Raw genomic sequence first — 20,641 nt, forward strand, 5'->3', positions numbered from 1 at the left:
GGGCTGCGGTGGAACCACTTCACCTCGACTCATGGGGCCCCCCGGGCAGGCTGCCGAGGCCCAGGGGCGTTTCCGGGGAGGCCAGCACCCGGTCCAGGAGCGCGAGCAGCGCGTCGCGCAGGCGCTCCATGGTGGAGGGCTCGAACAGGTCGACGTTGAACTCCAGGTCGCCGCGGAAGCCGTCCTCCACCTCGAACAGTGCCAGGGCCAGCTCGTAGATGGAGGCGCCGCGGTCCGCGGCGGGCATGGGCAGCAGCGTCAGCCCGGGGAGCTGGACCGGCTCCGACGGCGCGTTCTGCAACGCGAACATGGCCTGGAAGAGCGGTGTCCGGTTGGGCAGCCGCTGGACGCCGATGGCATCCACCACCTGCTCGAACGGCACCTCCTGGTGGGCGTACGCCCCCAGCGTGACGTCGCGCACGCGGGCGAGGAGCTGGCGGAAGGTAGGGCCCCCGCGCAGGTCCACGCGGAGCGCCACCCCGTTCACGAAGAGCCCGATGAGCAGCTCCAGCTCCGGCAGCGTGCGGTTGGCGATGGGCGAGCCGATGACGACCTCCTCCTGGCCCGCGCGGTGGCAAAGCACCGTGCCGAAGAGGGACAGCAGCGCCATGAAGGGCGTCACCCGCTCCTGCTGGCAGAGCGCGTGGAGCGCGTCGCTGCGGGCCCTGCCCAGCTCCACCGGGAGCGACGTGCCGTTGAAGGTCCTCGTCGGCGGCCGGGGCTTGTCCGTGGGGAGGTTCAGCAGCGTCGGCGCGCCGGCCAGCGCCACGCGCCAGTAGCCCAGGCGGGACTCCAGATCTCGGCCGGTAAGCCACCCGCGCTGCCACGCCGCGAAGTCCGGGTATTGAATCTTCAGAGGTGGCAGCGCCGGTGTCTGGCCAGAGGCGAAGGCGTTGTAGAAATGCGCCACCTCGCGCGTGAGGACGCCTTCGGACCAGCCGTCCGACAGGATGTGGTGCTTGCTGAAGAGCAGCAGGTACTCGGCGTCCGCCAGCTGGAAGAGCGCGCTGCGGATCAGCGGTCCATGCACGAGGTCGAACGGCTTGCGCGCCTCCTCGCCGACGCGCCGGAACACCTCCGCCTCGGCGTCCTCATGTCCCCGCAGGTCGATGAGGGGCAGCTCGAACCGGAGCGACGGGAGCACCTTCTGCACGGGGCGCCCGCCCTCCTCGGTGAAGGTGGTGCGCAGCGACTCGTGGCGGTCCACCAGCGCCTGGAGCGCGGCCCGGAGCGCGTCCACGTTCAGCGTCCCCGCGAAGCGGAACGCCCCCGGCTGGTTGTAGGCCGTGGAGCCGGGGTTCAACTTGAACAGCTTCCACAGCCGCTCCTGGGAGAAGGACAGCGGCAGCGGCCCGTCCCGGGACACCCGTACCAGCGGAGGCACCGCGTGCGCCGGGGCGCGCTGCTCCCCCTCGATGCGCCGCGCGAGGTCGGCCACGGTGGGGCCCTCGAAGAGGACGCGCAGCGGCAGCTCCACGCCCAGCGTGTGCTGGATGCGGGACAGGAGCTGCGTGCCCAGCAGCGAGTGGCCCCCCAGCTCGAAGAAGTCGTCGTGGATGCCCACGCGCTCCCTCCGGAGCACCTGGGTCACCAGCGCGGCCACCTGCTCCTCGACGGGCGTGCGCGGGGCCACGTGCTCGCGCCGCTCCACGCCGGAGTCCACCGCGTCCGGGTGTGGCAGGGCGCGGCGATCCAGCTTGCCGTTGCGGGTGACGGGCAGCGAGTCCAGCACCACGAACACCGAGGGCACCATGTACTCGGGCAGCCGGTCGCGGAGGAACGTGCGCAGGTCCTTCGACTCCGGTGTCTGTCCGGGGCGCGGGGTGACGTAGGCCACCAGCGCCCTGCCCCCGGGCATGTCGTCACGCGCGATGACGGACACCTCGCGCAGGGCCGGGTGCCGGGAGAGGACCGCCTCCACCTCGCCCGGCTCGACGCGGAAGCCGCGCAGCTTCACCTGCGCGTCGCGACGCCCGAGGAACTGGAGCCGGCCATCCGGCAACCAGCGGGCCAGGTCGCCGGAGCGGTACAGCCGCGCGCCGGCCACGGGGCTGAACGGGTCGGGGATGAAGCACTCCGCGGTGAGGTCCGGCCGCCGCAGGTAGCCCCAGGCGAGGCCGTCTCCGGCGATGAACAGCTCGCCCGGCACGCCCACGGGCACCGGCCGCAGCGCGGTGTCCAGCAGGTACACGCGGGTGTTGGCGATGGGCCGGCCGATGGAGACCGAGTGCCCCACCTCCGCGGGGTCGGTCAGCACGTGGCAGCAGGTGAAGGTGGTTCCCTCCGTGGGGCCATAGCCGTTCACCAGCCGTCCCCCGCGGGACAGGTGCTCGCGCACACGTGCCGGGTTCAGCATGTCACCGCCGGAGAGCACCTGCTTCACCCGCGCCAGCGGCTCGGGTTGATGGACGGCCATCTGCTCGAAGAGGGCCGCGGTCAGCCACAGCGTGGTGACGCGATGCTGGTCCAGGAGGCGGCCCAGCTCTTCCAGCGTCGGGGCGTGGGGCGGCGGCACCACCAACCGGGCGCCGTGCAGCAGGCTGCCCCACAGCTCGAAGGTGGAGGCGTCGAAGGCCAGCGGCGCCAGCTGCAGGAAGACCTCTTCCGGCCCGAACCGGGCGAAGCCGGTGCCCACCACCAGCCTCGCCACCGCGCGGTGCGGCACGCAGACGCCCTTGGGCTGGCCCGTGGAGCCGGAGGTGTACATGACGTACGCCAGGTCGGCGCCGGTGAGCTCCACGCCCGGCGCGGTGTCCGGCGCGGCGGCGATGCGCTCCCGGTCCGAGTCGAGGAACAGCACGCGCCCGTCCTTCCAGGGCAGGTGCTGTTCCGAGCCCCGGAGGGTGAGGACCCACGAAGCGCCCGTGTCCTCCAGCATGAAGCCCAGCCGCTCGGACGGAGCCGCCGGGTCCAGCGGCACGTACGCGGCCCCGGCCTTGAGGATGCCCAGCACCGCGATGAGGGCCTCCGGTGAGCGCTCCATGCACAGGGCCACGCGGTCCCCGGTGCGCACGCCCTCACCGCGCACGTGGTTCGCCACCTGGTTGGCGCGGCGCTCCAGCTCCGCGTAGGTGAGCGACAGCTCCCCGCACTGGAGGGCCACGGCGTCCGGCGAGCGCGTGACCTGGGCCTCGAAGAGCGCGGGCAGGCTCGCGTCGCGCGGGTAGTCCACGGCGGTGGCGTTCCAGTCCACCAGCACGCGGCGCCGCTCCACGGTGGACTGGAGGGACAGCTCCGACAGGCGGCGGCCCGGGTAGGCCACGGCGTTCTCCAGCAGCACGCGGAGGTGCTCCATCATCCGCTTCGCCGTGGACGCGTCGAACAGGTCCGTCCGGTACTCCAGGGTGCCGGCGAGGCCCTGGGGGCTCTCGCTCAGGGTCAGGGTGAAGTCGAACTTGGACGTGCCGCTGTCCACCTCCGCCAGCGGCTTGAGGGTGAGGCCGCGCAGGGCCAGCTCCAGGGGCGGCGTGTTGAGCAACCCCAGCGCCACCTGGAAGAACGGCGTCTGCCCCACCTGCCGCGTGGGCTGGAGCACCTCCACCAGCTTCTCGAAGGGCACGTCCTGGTGGGCGTAGGCCCCCAGCGTCACCTCCCTCACGCGGCCGAGCAGCTCACGGAAGGTGGGGTTGCCGTCCAGCCGCGTGCGCAGCACGAGCGTGTTGACGAAGAAGCCGATGAGGCCCTCCGTCTCCGCCTGCCTGCGGCCCGCGATGGGCGCGCCCACGCTGATGTCGTCCTGGCCCGAGTAGCGCGACAGCAGCGCCTGGAGTCCGGCAAGCAGGCCCATGAACAGCGTGGCGCCCTCGCGCTTGCACAGGTTTCCGAGCGCGCGCGTCAGCTCGCGCGGAAACTCCACGTTCACCTCCGTGCCCGGGTTGCGGGCATCGGTGGTGCGCGGCCTGTCGGTGGGCAGCTCCAGCATCGGCGGCGCGCCCTCGAGCCGCTGCCTCCACCAGGCGAGCTGGGACTCCAGCACGTCGCCCTGGAGCCACTCGCGCTGCTTCACCGCGTAGTCCGCGTACTGGATGGGCAGCTCCGGCAGGGGCGACGGCTGGCCGGTGAGGAAGGCGTCGTACAGCGCGCCCACCTCGCGAACGAGCACGGAGAGGGACCAGGCGTCGGAGACGATGTGGTGCATCGTCACCAGCAGCACGTGCTCCTCTTCGGCGAGGCGGAGCAGCCCGGTGCGCAGCAGCGGCCCGCGCGCGAGGTCGAAGGGGCGCTGCGCCTCCTCCCGTGCGAGACGCAAGGCCTCCCCTTCCCGCTCCTGCTCGGACACCTGCCGCAGGTCCGTCACTTCCAGGGCGCAGGGCATGTCGGGATGGATGGCCTGGACGGGCCGGCCCTCCCGGGCCCAGATGGTGGTGCGCAGGGACTGGTGGCGGCGCACCAGCTCCGCGAAGGCCCGCTCCAGCGCGCCCACGTCGAGCGTGCCCTTCAGCCGCAGCGCGGCGGGGACGTTGTAGAGCGCGCTCCCCGGCTGGTACTGGTCCACCAGCCAGAGCCGGAGCTGGGCGAAGGACAGCTCCGCTTCCTCCGTGCGTGCCACGATGACCGGCGCGCGTGCCTTGAGTGACTCCATTTCACGGTTCCCATCGATGCGGCGGGCCAACGCGGCCACGGTGGGGGATTCGAAGAGAGTCCGCAGCGGCAGCTCCACACCGAGCTCGCCGCGGACTCGCGAGATGACCTGGGTTGCCAGCAAGGAATGACCACCCAGGGAGAAAAAGCTATCGGTCACGCTGACGCGCGGCAGCTTCAGCACGGCCGCGAAGATGCTCGCGAGGGTCGCCTCCAGCGGATTTTTTGGATCGACCTGTGGCGCCCCACCCCGCACGCTGTCCACGTCCGGGGCTGGCAGCATGCGGCGGGCCAGCTTGCCGTTGGGTGTGAGTGGCAGCGCCTCCAACCGCACCAGCGCCGAAGGCACCATGTACTCCGGCAGCCGTCGTGCCAGCGACTCCCTCACGCCGTCCGGCTCCCAGGTGGCGCCGGGCTGGAGCACCACGTAGCCCACGAGGCGCCTGTCGCCCGGCGAGTCCTCTCGCACGGTGGCGGCGGCATCCCGCACTCCCGGTGCATCGCGCAGCGCGGCATCCACCTCGCCCAGCTCGATGCGGAAGCCGCGCACCTTCACCTGCCCGTCCAGCCGGCCCAGGAAGTCGAGCGTGCCCTCCGCCGTCCAGCGGACGCGGTCTCCGGTGCGGTACAGGCGCGCACCCGGCTCGCGCGAGAACGGGTCGGGCACGAACCTCTCGGCCGTGAGCCCTGGACGGCCCAGGTAGCCCCGCGTGACACCCTCGCCGCCGATGAACAACTCGCCGGGCACACCGGCCGGCACCGGCCTTCCGCGCTCATCCAGGACGTAGACCCGCGTGTTGGCGATGGGCCGGCCGATGGAGATGGTGACCGGTGCGTCGTCCGTCACCACCGTGTGCAGGGTGGAATAGACCGTGGTCTCCGTCGGGCCGTACAGGTTGGTGAGCGTCATCGCGGGCAGGGCCGCGCGGAGCTGTCTCGCCAGCGAGCCGGGAAGCGCCTCGCCCCCGAGGAGCAGGTGCTTCAACGAGCCCAGGCGCGCCACCGTCTCCGGCGCCAGCAACAATGAGTGCGCGAAGGACGGCGTGCACTGCAGGTGCGTCACCGCGTGGCGGCGCAGCAACTCCGGCAGCGGGAGCACGGAGCCCTTGCGCGTCGCGGCATGCTCGTCATGCAGCACCACGTGATAGCCGCGGCAGAGCGTCCAGAGGAGCTCCACGACGTGGATGTCGAAGGAGATGCTGGTGATGGCCAGCCACACGCCCGGCGGGCATCCTCCGAGCAGCGCGTCCATGCCCGTGAGGAAGTTGGACACGGCGCGGTGGGGCACCACGACGCCCTTGGGACGGCCCGTGCTTCCGGAGGTGTAGATGACGTAGCAGGTGGAACCGGGAGGTACGTCGAGGTCCGGGGCGTGACCCGGCTGGCGGGCGATGGCCCCGGCCTCGGTGTCCACGCGTGACATGCGTGCCCCCGGGGCCGAGGGCAGCACCGGGGCCACGTGAGACTGCGTCAACACGAGGGAGGCCCCGGAGTCCTCCACCATGAACGCCAGCCGCTCGGCGGGATACTGGGGGTCGAGCGGCACGTAGGCGGCGCCGGCCTTGAGGACGGCCAGCATGGCCACCACCATCTCCAGCGAGCGCTCCATGCACACGCCCACCAGGTCCCCGGTGCGAACGCCCCGGGAGCGCAGGTGCCACGCGAGCTGGTTGGCCCGCCGCTCCAGCTCCGCGTAGGTGAGCCGGAACCCCTCGAGCTCCACCGCGACCGCGCGAGGCGTGCGCGCGGCCTGGGCGCCGAAGTGCGTGTGCACGCAGGCCTCGCGCCAGGACGCTTCGCTGGTGGCGTTCCACTCCACCAGCACGCGGCGCCGCTCCTCCTCGGACAGGAGGGACAGCTCGGACAGGTGCTGCTCGGGGTGCTCCAGCGCGCTGTCGAGCAGCCGCGCCAGGTGCGCCATCATCCGCTCCGCGGTGCCGGGCGCGTACAGGTCGCTCCGGTACTCCAGCTTCCCGGACAGGCCCTCCGGCGCTTCGGCCAGCGTCAGCGTGAGCTCGAACTTGGAGGTGCCGCTGTCGACGTCCAGCGGCCGGAACCGCAGGCCTGGCAGCTCCAGGTCCACCTGTGGGGTGTTGAGCAGCACCAGCGCCACCTGGAAGAACGGCGTGCGGTCCGCCTGCCTCGGGGGCTGGAGCGCCTCCACCAGCTTCTCGAAGGGCACGTCCTGGTGGGCGTAGGCACCGACCGCCATCTCCTTCACGCGCCCGAGCAGCTCGCGGAAGGTGGGGTCGCCGTCCAGCCGCGTGCGCATCACCAGCGTGTTGACGAAGAAGCCGATGAGTCCCTCCGTCTCCGCCTGCCTGCGTCCGGCGATGGGAGCGCCCACGCAGATGTCGTCCTGTCCGGAGTACCGGGACAGCAGGACCTGGAGGCCGGCCAGCAACACCATGAACGGCGTCGCGCCCTCCTCCCGGCTGACGTCACGCAGCCGCCGCGTGAGGCCGGCGGGCAGCTCCACCTTCAGCGTGGCGCCAGGATGGTTCGTGTCCGCGGTGCGCGGCCTGTCGGTGGGCAGCTCCAGCGCGGGAGGGATGCCCTCCAGCCGCTGCTTCCACCAGGAGAGCTGCCGCTCCAGCACCTCGCCCTGGAGCCACTCGCGCTGCCACTCCGCGTAGTCCGCGTACTGGATGGGCAGCTCCGGCAGCGGTGACGGCCGCCCCGAGGCGAAGGCCTCGTACAGCGTGGCCACCTCCCGGATGAGCACTCCGGTGGACCAGCCGTCCGAGATGATGTGGTGCATCGTGACCAGCAGCAGATGGGAGCGCTCCGACAGTGAGAGCAGTCGCGCGCGCAGGAGCGGCCCGCTCGACAAGTCGAAGGGACGGCGGGCCTCCTCGCGCGCCAGCCGCGGCGCCTCGGCCTCACGCTCCGGCTCCGGCAGGTGTCCGAGGGACTCCCGCTCCAGGCGGGAGGTCCATTCCGGGGCGATGACCTGCACCGGGCCAGCCTCGCGGGCCTGGAAGGTGGTGCGCAGGGACTGGTGGCGGCGCACCAGCTCCGCGAAGGCCCGCTCCAGCGCGCCCACGTCGAGCGTCCCTTCCATCCGCAACGCGGCGGGGACGTTGTAGAGCGCGCTGCCCGGCTGGTACTGGTCGAGGAACCAGAGCCGCTGCTGCGCGAAGGACAGCTCCGCGCGCCTCCCTCGGGGCGCCAGGCGCGGGCCCCCGGCCTCGCTCGGGACGATGGCCACGGGAGCGCCCTGGCTCGAAGCAGCCGGTGCCAGCGCGTCGATGCGCTTCGCGACCGCCGCCACGGTGGTCAGGTCGAAGAGCTCCTGGAGCGGCAGCTCCACCTTCAGCGTGTTGCGGAGGCGGGAGATGACCTGCGTGGCCAGCAGCGAGTGGCCACCCAGGTCGAAGAAGCTGTCGAGTGCTCCGACTCCCTGGACGTTGAGCACCTCGCTCCAGATGCGAGCCACCGCGCGCTCGGTATCGGTGCGGGGCTCCACGTGGGCGCGGACCTCGCCCCGTTGTGCCTCGGGCGTTGGCAGGGCCCGCCGGTCCACCTTGCCGCTGGCCGTCAGCGGCATCGCCTCCAACGGAATCACCGCGGAGGGCATCATCGCCTCGGGCAGCTTCCGCAGGAGGAAGGCCCGCAGCTCCTTCTTGTCCAGGCGCTGCCCGGAGTGCGGCACGGCGTAGGCCAGCAGCCATGGGCCGTGGGGCCCGTCCTCGCGCACGGTGGCGGCGGCCTGGTGCACCGCCGGGTGCTGCGCCAGCGCCGCTTCGACCTCACCCAGCTCGATACGGACGCCACGCACCTTCACCTGGAAGTCGGCGCGGCCGAGATACTCCAGCCGCCCGTCCTCGCGGTACCGCGCCCGGTCGCCGGTGCGGTACATCCGCGCGCCCGGCTCGGAGGAGAACGGGTCCGGCAGGAAGCGCTCGGCGGTGAGGTCCGGCCGGCCCATGTAGCCGCGCGCCACGCCCTCACCGGCCACATATAGCTCTCCGCGCAGTCCCGGCGGCACCAGCCGCAGCGCCCGGTCGAGCACGTACATGCGCACGTTGGACAGCGGCCGTCCGATGGTGATGTCCCCCTCGCCCACCACGTCCCAGGTGGCGTCCGCGGCGATCTCCGACAGGCCGTAGACGTTGTGCAGCGTGGCCCGGGGCAGCTCCGCGCGGAAGCGCCGCGCCAGCGCCTCCGGCAGCTTCTCGCCGCTGGTCATCCACCATCCCAGGCGGGGGAGCCGGCCCTGGAGCCCGCCCTCCATCTCCAGCAGTGCCTGGAGCAGCGACGGCACCAGCAGGATGCGGGTGACGCGCTCCTCTTCCAGGAGCCGGACCAGTTCCGGCGGGTTGCGCACCGTCGCCTCGGGGACGAGCACGGAGGGCACGCCCGCCAGCAGCGGGCCGAAGAGCTCCCAGAGGGAGTCGATGAACCCGAGCGCCGTCTTGACGCAGCACACCTCTCCCGGCTGGAAGGGGAAGTCCCGCCACATCCATTCCAGCCGGTTCACGATGCCCCGGTAGTGGCCGAGCACGCCCTTGGGCACGCCGGTGGAACCGGAGGTGTAGAGCACGTACGCGAGGCTCTCCGCGTGCGGCCGGGGCGTGGGGTCGTGCACCGGGCGGCTGGCAATCAGGGCCGCGTCCGTGTCGACCGCGACGATGGAGGCCCCACTCGCGGGGAGCCGGTCCAGATGTTCGGTCGAGGTGAGCACCACGCGGGCCTGGGAGTCGCCCAGCAGGAAGGCGAGCCGCTCGGGGGGATGCGTGGGCTCCAGCGGGAGGAACGCACCGCCGGCCTTGAGCACGGCGAGCACGGACACCACCTGCTCCATCGAGCGCGACAGGCACACGCCCACCCGCGTCTCCGCGCGGACGCCCAGCGAGCGCAGGTGGTGCGCGAGCTGGTTGGCCCGCCGGTTCAGCTCACCGTACGTGAGTGACTCCGCGCCCATCTTGAACGCCAGCGCCTCCGGCGTCCGGGCGGCGCGCGCCTCGAACATCGCGGGCAGGGTCGTCTCGCGGGAGAAGCCGGCCCGGGTGTCGTTCCATTCGAGCAGCAGCTTCCTCCGCTCGTCCTCGGACACGAGGGACAGCTCGGACAGGCGGCGCTCCGGCTGTGCCACCACGGCCTCCAGCAGCCGCTGGAGGTGGTTCACGAGCCGGACCATGGAGGCCGCCTCGAACAGGTCGGTGCTGTACTCCAGCGTGCCGGCCAGTCCTTCCGGCGTCTCCGTGAGGTCGAAGGTGAGGTCGAACTTCGCCGCGAGACTGGTGAGCGGCTGGGCGCGAATCCTCATGCCGGGGAGCGCCGCCTCCGCCGGAGGCACGTTCTGGAGCGCAACCATCACCTGGAACAGCGGCATCCGCCGCAGCGCGCGAGGCACCTCCAGGGCTTCCACCAGCTTCTCGAAGGGCACGTCCTGGTGTGCGTAGGCGCCGACCGCCATGGCCTTCACGCGGCCCAGCAGGGTGCGGAAGGACGGGTCGCCCGTGAGGTCTCCCCGAAGGACCATCGTGTTGACGAAGATGCCGAGGAGCCCCTCCAGCTCGGGACGGTTCCGTCCGGCGATGGGCGTGCCCACCGTGACGTCGTCCTGGCCCGCGTAGCGCCCGAGCAGCGACTGCAAGCCGGCCACCAGCGCCATGAACAGCGTGGCCCCGTCGCGCAGGGCCAGCGACTTCAGCCCGTCCACGAGCGAGCGCGGCATTCGCACGGGCACGCTGGAGCCCCGGCCCGTGGGCCGCGCCGGCAGCGGATGGTCCGTGGGCAGCTCCAGCACGCCGCTCACGCCGTGCAGCGCGCGCTTCCACCAGGAGAGCAGCTCCTCCAGCGCCCTGCCCTGGAGCCATCCACGCTGCCAGGCCGCGTAGTCCGCGTACTGGATGGGCAGCTCCGGCAGGGGCGCGGGGACGCCGGCGCGGTGGGCGGTGTAGAGCACCGCCAGCTCGCGGGCGAGCACCGCTCCGGACCACCCGTCCGTGATGATGTGGTGGAGGATGAGCAGCAGCACGTGCTCCTCCTCCGCGAGCTGGAACAGGGTGGCCCGGATGAGCGGCCCTCTCGCCAGATCGAACGGCTGGAGCACGCGCTCACGGATGCGCTCCTGCAGCGTCTCCTCCGCGCTGGACCCGGACAGCCCCCGCAGGTCCACGCGGGCCAGCGGCACCTCCAGTGACGGAAGGATGTGCTGGGAAGGCTCGTCCGCGTCGTGCCGGTAGACGGTGCGCAGCACCTCGTGACGTCGCACCAGCGCGTTGATGCCGCGCTCCACCGCGGCGACATCCAGCGGTCCGCTCATGCGCAGCGCGATGGGCGAGTTGTAGGCCACGTTGTTGGGCTCGAGCTGCGCGAGGTACCAGAGCCGCTGCTGAGCGAAGGACAGCGGCAGCGGCCCGGTCCTCGGAGCGCGCGGAATCGCCCCGGTCGTGTGGACACGGGGCTCGGGACGCGGTGGCTCCGGGAGGCGCGGTGCCGGCGCGGGTTCGGCGTGGCTCCGCCGGCGCAGCACGTCCAGGTACCGCAGGCCCTCCATGGCGACTCCATGCGGAAGACCGAAGTCGATGAGACAGGCCACCTCGTCCACGTCCGCGTGGCGCAGCTGCTCCACTCGCGCGGCGAGCGTCTCCGGTGTGCCGAAGAGGCCCCCCGCTTCCAGGTAGCGCGAGACGCCCTGCTCCAGCAGCACCTCCATGTCGCGCGGGGTGAGGCTGCGCGGGTCGAAGCCCAGCCCCTGACTGGCCACGAGCCCGTGGAACAGCTCCACGGAGCTGCGGAAGTAGCGGATGAGCGGCTCCCTCGCCTGACGCCGCACCTCCTCCACGCTGCCGGCCACGAAGGTGTGCAGCATCAACACCACGTGGCCCCGGTCGTGCCCCGCCTTGCGCCGGGCCTCGCGATACAGGGCAATCTTGCGCGCCAGCTCCTCGAAGTCCTGGCCCAGTCCCAGCACGTTGGTGAGCAGGCCCGCGCCCAGCTCTCCGGCCAGCCGGAAGGTGTCCGGGTTGAAGGCGGCCGTCAGCCACATGGGCAGCTCGGCCTGCACTGGCCGGGGGCGGATGGAGACCTCCACCTCGGCGCCCTGGCCGTTGGTGCGGCGCACGCTGCCGCCGCGCCACAGGGTTCGCACCTCCTCGACTCCGCGCCGGATGGCCTCGGGCCGCTGGTGGAAGTTCCCGGGGGCGAAGACGAAGTCGTTGACGTTCCACCCCGCGGCGAAGGACACGCCCGCCCGGCCGTTGGAGAGGTTGTCGACGACGGACCAGTCCTCCGCCACGCGGATGGCGTCATGCAGGGGCAGCACCACGCTGCCGGCGCGAATGGCCACGCGCTCGGTCACCATGGCCAGCGCGGCGCTGGTGGCGATGGGGTTGGGGTACGGCCCACCGAAGGCGTGGAAGTGCCGCTCGGGCGTCCACACCGCGCTGAAGCCGTGCGTGTCGGCGAACTTCGCGCCGTCGATGAGGAGCTGGTACTTGGCCCTGCCGGACGCCTCCACGTCGTTGGCGAAGAAGAAGAGGCTGAAGTCCAGCGGCTTCCGCGCGCCCGGCGCCTGCGGGTGTGGCGGCACGCGCGGCGCGGTGGGCTTCGCGAGGGCAGCATCGCGTGTCAGCGAGAGGCGCGACAGTGGCTTGTCCGGCGAGTCCATCGCATCCGCGAGCAGTGCCTCCATCTGCGAGAGCATTCGCCGGATGGTCGCGGCGTCGAAGAGGTCGACGGCGTACTCCAGGATGCCGGAGAAGCCGTGCTCGTCCTCGCGCATCAGCACCGTCATGTCCGCGAGCGCGGTGCCGTACTGGGCGGGCAGCTCGGTGACGTCGAGGTAGCTCAGCCGCAGCCCCGGGAAGTCCAGGATGGGCGCGGACACACCCTGCGCGTGCAGGAGGAACACCGCATCGAAGAGCCGCGAGTAACGCGCCTCTTCCCCGGGCTCCAGCTCTCCGAGAAGCTGCTCGTAGGGCACGTCCGGATGGGCGAACGCGGACAGCGTGGTGTCACGCACGCGCCGCGCCAGCTCGCGGAAGCCGGGGTCGCCCTCCAGGCGGGTGCGCAGGGCGAGCGCATGGGCCACATAGCCAATCTGCGGCTCCAGCTCGGGCCGGGTGCGGTTGCCGATGGATGTCCCCACCACGATGTCGTCCTGCCCCGAGCAGCGGGCCAGGAGGGCCTTGAGGCCCGCCAGCAGCGTCATGTACGCCGTGAGGTTCTCGCGCTGGCCGAAGGCATTCAGGGCGGCGCTCAGCTCCCGCGAGAGGGCGAACGAGAGGCGCTCACCGCGCCTGCGAGCCCCCGGGACGCGGGGGCGGTCCAGCGGCAGCGGGAGGGGCCCGGGCCGCCGCGCGAGCCGCTGGCGCCAGTACGCCTGCTGCGCCGCCAGCGTGCCGTCCGCGAGCGCCCGGCGCTGCCATGCCGCGAAGTCGAGGTACTGGACGGGCAGCTCCGGCAGGGGCACGGAGACGCCGTGGACGAAGCCCGTGTAGAGGGCCATCGCCTCCCGGATGAAGTTCACCAGGGACAACGTGTCCGCCACGATGTGGTGGATGGTGACGAGCAGCACGTGCTCGGTCTCCGCCAGCCTCAACAGGTGCACGCGCACCAGCGGTCCGCGGTCGAGCTGGAAGGGCTCCGCGGGGTCGAGACGGGCCCGGCGCATCACCTCCGCCTCGACGTCCCCGGCGAAGCCGCGCAGGTCCACCACGGGGAGCGGGATGCTCACCTCGGGCAGGATGCGCGGCACCGCCCTGCCCTCCACCTGCTGGAAGACGGTGCGCAGGGACTCGTGCCGGCGGATGACCTCGTTGAACCCGCGTTCCAGCGCGGCGGCCTGGAGCGCCCCGGAGATGCGGACCGCCAGGGGCTCGTTGAAGATGGAGCTGCCCGGTTCCTGGAGCTCCAGCGCCCAGACGCGCTCCTGCACGTAGGACAGCGGCAGCTCGCCCGTGCGCGGAATGGTCCGCATCTCCCCCGTCGAGGCCTGACGGGCGGGAGCCTCCTCCTGGAGCCGGGCCTCGATGCGCGCGGCCAGGCTGGCCACGGTGGGGGCCTCGAACAAATCACTGAGCGGAACCTGGACCTGGAAGGTGTCACGCAGCCGGGTGAGGAGCTGCGCCGCCATCAGTGAGTTGCCGCCCAGCGCCAGGAAGTTGTCGTCCGGGCCGATCTCCGCGATGCCCAGGCGCTCGCGCCACAGCTCCACGAGCCGCTGCTCGATGTCGCTCCGCGGCGCGCGCGGCGCCGGCGTGGACGGGGCGGAAGCGGCGGGCTCCGCGGCAACCACCGGAGGCGCCGCGGATGCAGGGGCCACCACGGTCCGCGGCGCGAGCGGGCGCATCTCCAGACCGAAGCGTTTCTCCTCGAAGGCGTAGCCCGGCAGCGGAACGCGGCGGCGCTGCTTGTGGGCATGGAAGCCGTCCCAGTCCACCACCGCGCCGGCGCACCACAGCGCGCCCAGTGACTCCAGCAGGGTCTGCTCGTCCGGCGCGGAGCTGCCACTCCGGGGGAGCGACGGCACCACCATGGCCTGGCGCTCCATGCGCAGGCGCGGCCGGGCCAGCGCGGTGAGGTTCTGGTCCGGGCCGGCTTCGATGAACCAGCCGCAGCCCCACTGCACCAGCGCCTCCAGGCCCGCGGCGAAGCGGACCGGCTCGCGCATCTGCCGTGCCCAGTAGCGCGGCGACGTCGCCTCTTCGGGACGGATCCACGTCCCCGAGAGGCTGGAGACATATGGGATGGTGGGCGCGCGCAGCGTCAGGCCCGCCACGGCCCGCTCCAGCGCGGGCATCAGCGGCTCCACGGCGCGCGAGTGGAACGCGTGCGCCGCGGCAATGCGCACCATGCCCACGCCGTCCCTGTCCAGGGTGCGCTCCAGTTCCTCCAGCGCCTCGCGGGGACCGGACACCACGCAGCGGTCGGGACCATTGAGCGCGGCGAGATCCAGCTCGTCCGGCAGCAGGGGCATCACCTCTTCCGGGGAGAGCCCCACCGCCAGCATGCCGCCGGGCGGAAGCCGCGACAGCAGCTCGCCTCGGATGACGGCCAGGCGCAGCGCGTCCTCCAGGGACAGCACCCCGGACAGGCACGCCGCCGCGTACTCACCGAAGCTGTGCCCCAGCAGTGCCGAGGGCTTGAAACCGAAGCTCATCCACAGCCGCGCCAGGGCGTACTCCACCGCCAGCAGCGCGGGCAGTGAGAGACGCGGCTCGGAGAGCTTCGCCTCCGCTGGGGCTTCCATTCCCTGCTCCGGGAAGAGCACCGGGCGCAGGTCCTCCGCCAGTCCTGCCCCGGGAAGCAGCGCGAGGCAGGCATCCAGTTCGCGCTGGAACAGGGGCTCGGACGTGTAGAGACCGGCGGCCATACGGACCGACTGCGCGCCCTGTCCCGGGAAGAGGAAGGCGACCCGGGCGGAGCGGGCCGCCTCCAGGTCCTGGACCTCGGAGGCCCTGCCGGGTCCCCGTAGCGCACGCAGCAACCCGGCCGCGTCCTTCGCAATCACCGTCCGGCGGAACTCGAACGCCTTGCGCCCCACGGCCCGGGTGAACGCCAGGTCCGCGAGGTCCACTCCCGGGTGGGCTTCCACATGGGCGGCCAGCTCTCGGGCCATCGCATCCAGCGCGGGAGCACTTCGCGCGGAGAGCGTGACGAGCTGCCGGTTGCGCCGGCTGCCCTGCCCCTTCGCGCGCGGCGGCGCCTCCTCCAGCACCACGTGCGCGTTGGTGCCGCCAATGCCGAAGGAGCTCACCCCGGCCCGCCTCGGGCCCTCCCCGCGCTCCCAGGGACGCAGGGCCGTGTTCACGAAGAAGGGGCTCTTCTCGAAGTCGATCTCCGGGTTGGGCCGCTCGAAGTGGAGGCTCGGAGGCAGCTCTCCGTGGTGGAGCGCGAGGGCCGCCTTGATGAGGCCGGCGATGCCCGCGGCCGTGTCCAGGTGCCCGATGTTGGTCTTCACCGAGCCGATGGCGCAGTAGCTGGTGCGGTCCGTGTGCGCCCGGTACGCGCGGGTCAGCGCGGCGATCTCTATCGGGTCTCCGAGCGGCGTGCCCGTGCCATGCGCCTCCACGTAGCCGATGCTGGAGGCGTCCACGCCGGCCGAGGCCAGTGCCCGCGTTATTACCTCGCGCTGTCCCTGCACGCTGGGCGCCGTGTAGCTGACCTTCGCGGCCGCGTCGTTGTTGAGCGCGGAGCCCTTGATGACCGCGTAGACGTGGTCGCCATCGCGCATGGCGTCCGCGAGCCGCTTCAACGCCACCACGCCCAGGCCACTGCCGGGCACGGTTCCGCGAGCACGCGCATCGAAGGCGCGGCAGTGCCCGTCGGGCGAGAGGATCATCCCCTCCTGGAAGAGATAGCCCGTGCGCTGCGGGAGCGAGACCTTCACCGCGCCGGCCAGTGCCAGGTCGGACTGGCGCGTGCGCAGGCTCAGGCAGGCCAGGTGGACGGCCACCAGTCCGGTGGAGCACGCCGTGTAGACGTTGAGGCTCTCACCGGCGAGCTTCAGCTTGTAGGCCGCCTTGGTCGCGACGTTCTCGCCCGTGGTGGTCCCCAGCGCCTCGAACAGCGAGGCCGGGTCCTTCTGGGTCTGCCCGAGCAGCGACATCATGTGCACGCCCGAGGTGCCCGCGCCCGCATAGAGCGAGATGAGCCCCCGGAAGCGCTCCGGGTCGTAACCCGCATCTTCCAGCGCGTTCCATGCGCACTGGAGGAAGAGCCGCTGCTGCGGGTCCATCCAGTGTGCCTCGCGCGGGGAGACCTCGAAGAAGCCCGCGTCGAAGCCATCCGAGCCCTCCAGCACTCCGCCGGCGGGGACGAAGTCCGGGTGGCTCCGCAGCGAGTCCGGGAACAGCGGGGACGGCTCCAGTTCCTCCGGGGTGAAGCGGGAGATGGACTCCACGCCCTGGCGCAGGTTCCGCCAGAAGGCGCGGATGTCCGGCGCGCCAGGGAAGCGCCCCGCCATGCCGATGATGGCGATGTCGTGGGAGTCCTCGTGCTCGGAAGAACGAGACGCCGGCGGTCGCGGCTCGGGCTCGGAACTGGAAGCCACGGCGAGCTCCCGCTCCAGCCGAGCGGCCAGCGCGTGCACGGTGGGGTGCTCGAAGAAGTGGGTGACGGGCACCTCCCTCCCGAGCGCTTCGCGCAGTTGCGTGCTGGCCTTCACCACCAGCAGCGAGCTGCCGCCGAGGTCATCGAAGAAGTGATCGTGCAGGCCCACGCGCGTCACCCCGAGCGCCCGTGCCCAGACCGTGGCGATGCGGTGCTCCAGTTCCGAGCGAGGCTCCACGAAGGAGTCCTCCTTCATCGGCCGCGCGGACTCGGGCGCGGGCAACGCCTGGCGGTCCACCTTGCCGCCCGGCGTGAGGGGCAGTGCGTGCAACGTCACATAAGCGGAGGGCACCAGTACCTCCGGGAGCCGCTCCTTGAGGAAGCGCCGCAGCGTCGCGGGCTCCAGTGCCTCTTCGGCGACGACGTACGCCACCAGCCGCGCCTCGCCCGAGTCTTCGCGCAGTGCCACCACGGCCTGACGCACACCGGGGCATTGAGCCAGCGCCGCCTCCACCTCCCCCAGTTCCACGCGCACGCCGCGCACCTTCACCTGTGCATCGCGCCGCCCCAGGAACTCCAACCGTCCATCCGCCAGCGCCCGCACCTTGTCTCCCGTGCGGTACAGCCGCTCTCCGGGAGTCGTGGCGAACGGGTCGGGCACGAAGCACTCGGCGGTGAGCTCGGGGCGGTGCAGGTAGCCCCGCGCCAGCCCCGGGCCGCCTACGTAAAGCTCACCCGGCACGCCTCTCGGCACCGGCTCCATCCGCGCGTCCAGCACGTACACTCGGGCCCCTGTGAGGGCGCGGCCAATGGACGGACGGTTCGGGTCCACGTCCAGGTCGATGGTGGCGCAGACCGTGGCCTCGGTGGGACCGTAGCCATTCAAGAGTCGGCGTCCGGGCTTCCAGCGGGCGGCCAATTCCGGCGTGCACGCCTCACCCGCGGAGACCACGACCTCCAGCGCTGGCAGCGCCTCGGGCGCGAGCGGTGTCAGCACGGTGGGCGTCGCCGTGATGACGGTGATGCGCTTCTCCGCCAGCACCTGCTGGAGCGGCGGCCCGGGCAGCAGCTTCTCTGGAGGTGCGAAGCAGAGCTCCGCGCCGGAGCTGAGCGCGGGGAAGATCTCCCAGACCGAGGCGTCGAAGCCGATGGCCGCGAGCTGCAGCACCCGGCTGCCCGCGCGAAGGCCGAGCGCCTCCCTGGCGGCGCGCACGGTATTCCCCAGGCCGCGGTGCTGAAGCAGCGTCCCCTTGGGTGTGCCGGTGGAGCCGGAAGTGAAGATGACGTACGCAAGGTGCGCGGGTGAGACCTCCACCGCCGGCGCCGTTCGCGGCTGGCGCTCCAGGGCGGCCTGTTCCGCGTCTACGAGGACCAGCATCTCACCATGGGAGGGCAGCGTGTCCGCGAGCGCTTCACGGGTGACGAGCACGGGCACCCGGGCCTCGCGCAGCATCAGCTCCAGCCGGGCGGGCGGGTAGGCCGTGTCCAGCGGAAGGAAGGCTCCACCGGCCTTGAGCACGCCCAGCAGCGCCACCACCAGCTCCGGGGTGCGCTCCAGGTGCACGCCCACCACCACGTCGGGTCCGACGCCCAGCGAGCGCAGGTGCCAGGCGAGCTGGTTGGCACGCGCGTCCAGCTCCCGGTACGTCAGCGTGTGCTCGCCGAAGGAGACAGCCGGGGCCTCGGGCGTGCGGTGCACCTGTTCCTCGAAGAGGTGGTGCGCGCATGCGTCCGGAGTGGCGGGCGCGGTTTGGCGCCACTCGCCGAGGGCCCGGTGGCGCTCCTGCTCTGAGAGCAGGGGCAGCTCGTCAACACGGCGCTCCGGCGCGGCGGCGGCCTCCGCCAGCAGGGTGCCGAGCTGCTCCAGCATGCGGCCGACGGTGTCCGCGTCGAAGAGGTCGGTGGCGTACTCGCACAGCAACTCCAGGCCGCTGGCAGTGTCGGTGACGGAGAGGGTGAGGTCGAGCTTGGTGGCGCCCGTGTCGCCCAGGGCGCTCTCCAGTGACAGGCCCGGCAGCCGAAGGGGCGCGGACGTGGCGTCCTGCAGCACCAGCTTCACCTGGAACACCGGTGCATGGGCGAGGCTGCGCTCCGGGTTGAGGTCGCGCACCAGCTCGTCGAAGGGCAGGTCCTGGTATGCCCGGGCCCCCAGCACCGCGCCGGTCAGCCGATACAGAAAATCACGGAAGGATGGCGACCCCGAGAGGTCTCCGTGCAGGGGGAGTTGGTTGACGAAGAGACCGACGAGGCCGGCCGTCTCCTGGCGGTCCCGGCACGCGGTGTCCATGCCCACCACCACGTGGTCCTGGCCGGAGTAGCGATGCAGCAGCACCTGGAATCCGGCCAGGAGCACGACGAAAGGCGTGGTGTCCTCGCGCTGGGCCAGCGCCTTCACCCGCTCCCACGTGGCCCGCCCCACGTGCCGCACCACGTGCGCCCCACGGTAGGACTGCACCTTGGGACGGGGGCGGTCCGTCGGCAGCTCCAGCACCGGAGGCGCTCCGGCGAGGTGCGCCCGCCAATGACCGAGCAGCTCCTCGAGTTGCTCCCCACGCAGCCATTGGTGTTGCCAGACCGCGAAGTCGGCATACTGCAAGGGCAGCTCTTCCAGCACCGGCGTGCGTCCGGTGCAGTAGCCCTCGTAGAGCTCGGCCAGTTCGCGCACCAGCACGCGCATGGACCAGCCGTCGGCGATGATGTGGTGCAGCGTCAGCAACAGCACGTGCCGCTGCTCGCCCAGCCGCAGCAACGTGGCGCGAAGCAGGGGCCCTCGCGCGAGGTCGAAGGGGCGGCGCGCCTCCTCCCGAGTGAGTCGAAGGGCCTCCGCCTCCCGAGCCTCCTCGGGCAGGCCGCGCAGGTCCACCTGCGCCAGGGAGAGGGGCAACGAGTCCCGGATGTGCTGGACGGGCTCTCCCCTCTCCTCGGCGAACACGGTGCGCAGCGCCTCATGCCGCCGCACCATCGCCTGGAGGCCGCGCTCCAGCGCCGACGCGTCCAGCCGGCCTTCCAGCCTGGAGACGACGGGCACGTTGTAGAAGGCACTGCCCGGCTCCATCCGGTCGAGGAACCACAGCCGCTGTTGCGCGAAGGACAGCGGCAGCGCACCGGTGCGTGGCACGCGGGCAATGGGCGGGAGCATTCCCGCTGCGTCGCGCCAGGTGCCAATCTCCCGTGCCAGCTCGGAGATGCTCCTGCCGGCCAGCACCACCTCCACCGGCAGCGCCACGCCCAGCTCCTTCTCCAATGCGTGCGCCAGTTCCACGGCCGCCAGGGAATCCAGACCGAAGCGCGTCAGTGGTGCTGACACATCCAGCGTCTCCGCGCGAACGCCCAGCCGGGCCGCCACTCGCGCGAGCACGCGTGCTTCCAGCGCCGCCTGCACCGGCGCCGAGCCATGGGCGCCAGCCCCCCCGGCCGACTCCGAACGAGGAACGCTCGCCTCGGCAAGCGGCGCCGTGCGCTCCGCATACTCCGCCATTACTCCAGCAGCCCCAACAGGCGCAGAGCCTCGCCATGCATACACCTCGCGCAGCTCTCCAATGAGAAACGCCGCCCGGCAGGCGTAGCGCTGCACCTTGCCGCTGGACGTCTTGGGCAGGCTGCCGGGCTCGATCAGCACCAGCGCATGCGGCAGCACCTCATGCCTCTCCGCCAGAGCCTGGCGAATCGCGCCCGCCACGTCCTCCAGGCTCGTCGTCAGCTTGCGCGTGTCCACCTCCTGCACCACCACCAGCCGCTCCTCGCGCTCCACCTCGATGCTGAAGGCGGCGCCACACCCGGGACGCAGCGCCGGGTGGCTCCCCTCCACCGTCAGCTCCAGGTCATGCGGGTAGAGGTTGCGGCCACGCAGGATGAGCAACTCCTTGCGCCGCCCGGTGACATACAACTCGCCGCCTTCGAGGAAGCCCAGGTCCCCGGTGCGCAGGAAGGGCCCCTCGCCGCGTGCCGTGTACGCCTCGAAGACGCTCTGCGACTCATACGGCCGCTGCCAGTACCCACCGGCCACGCTGGGCCCACCCACCCAGATTTCCCCCACCTCACCCGGCGCGCACAC

At 72.0% G+C, this 20,641-nt stretch carries 1 protein-coding gene; it reads right to left on the reverse strand.

The genetic code is table 11. The features are described 5' to 3' along the window. Positions 1-19 precede the first annotated feature (19 nt). Entirely contained in the window at positions 20-20,623 is a 20,604-nt protein-coding gene (locus K8638_RS41520; RefSeq protein ID WP_370644242.1) for a non-ribosomal peptide synthase/polyketide synthase, read from the reverse strand. Between the last annotated feature and the right edge of the window lie 18 nt (positions 20,624-20,641).

The organism is Myxococcus sp. RHSTA-1-4, from assembly GCF_020037125.1.
Classification (GTDB): domain Bacteria; phylum Myxococcota; class Myxococcia; order Myxococcales; family Myxococcaceae; genus Myxococcus.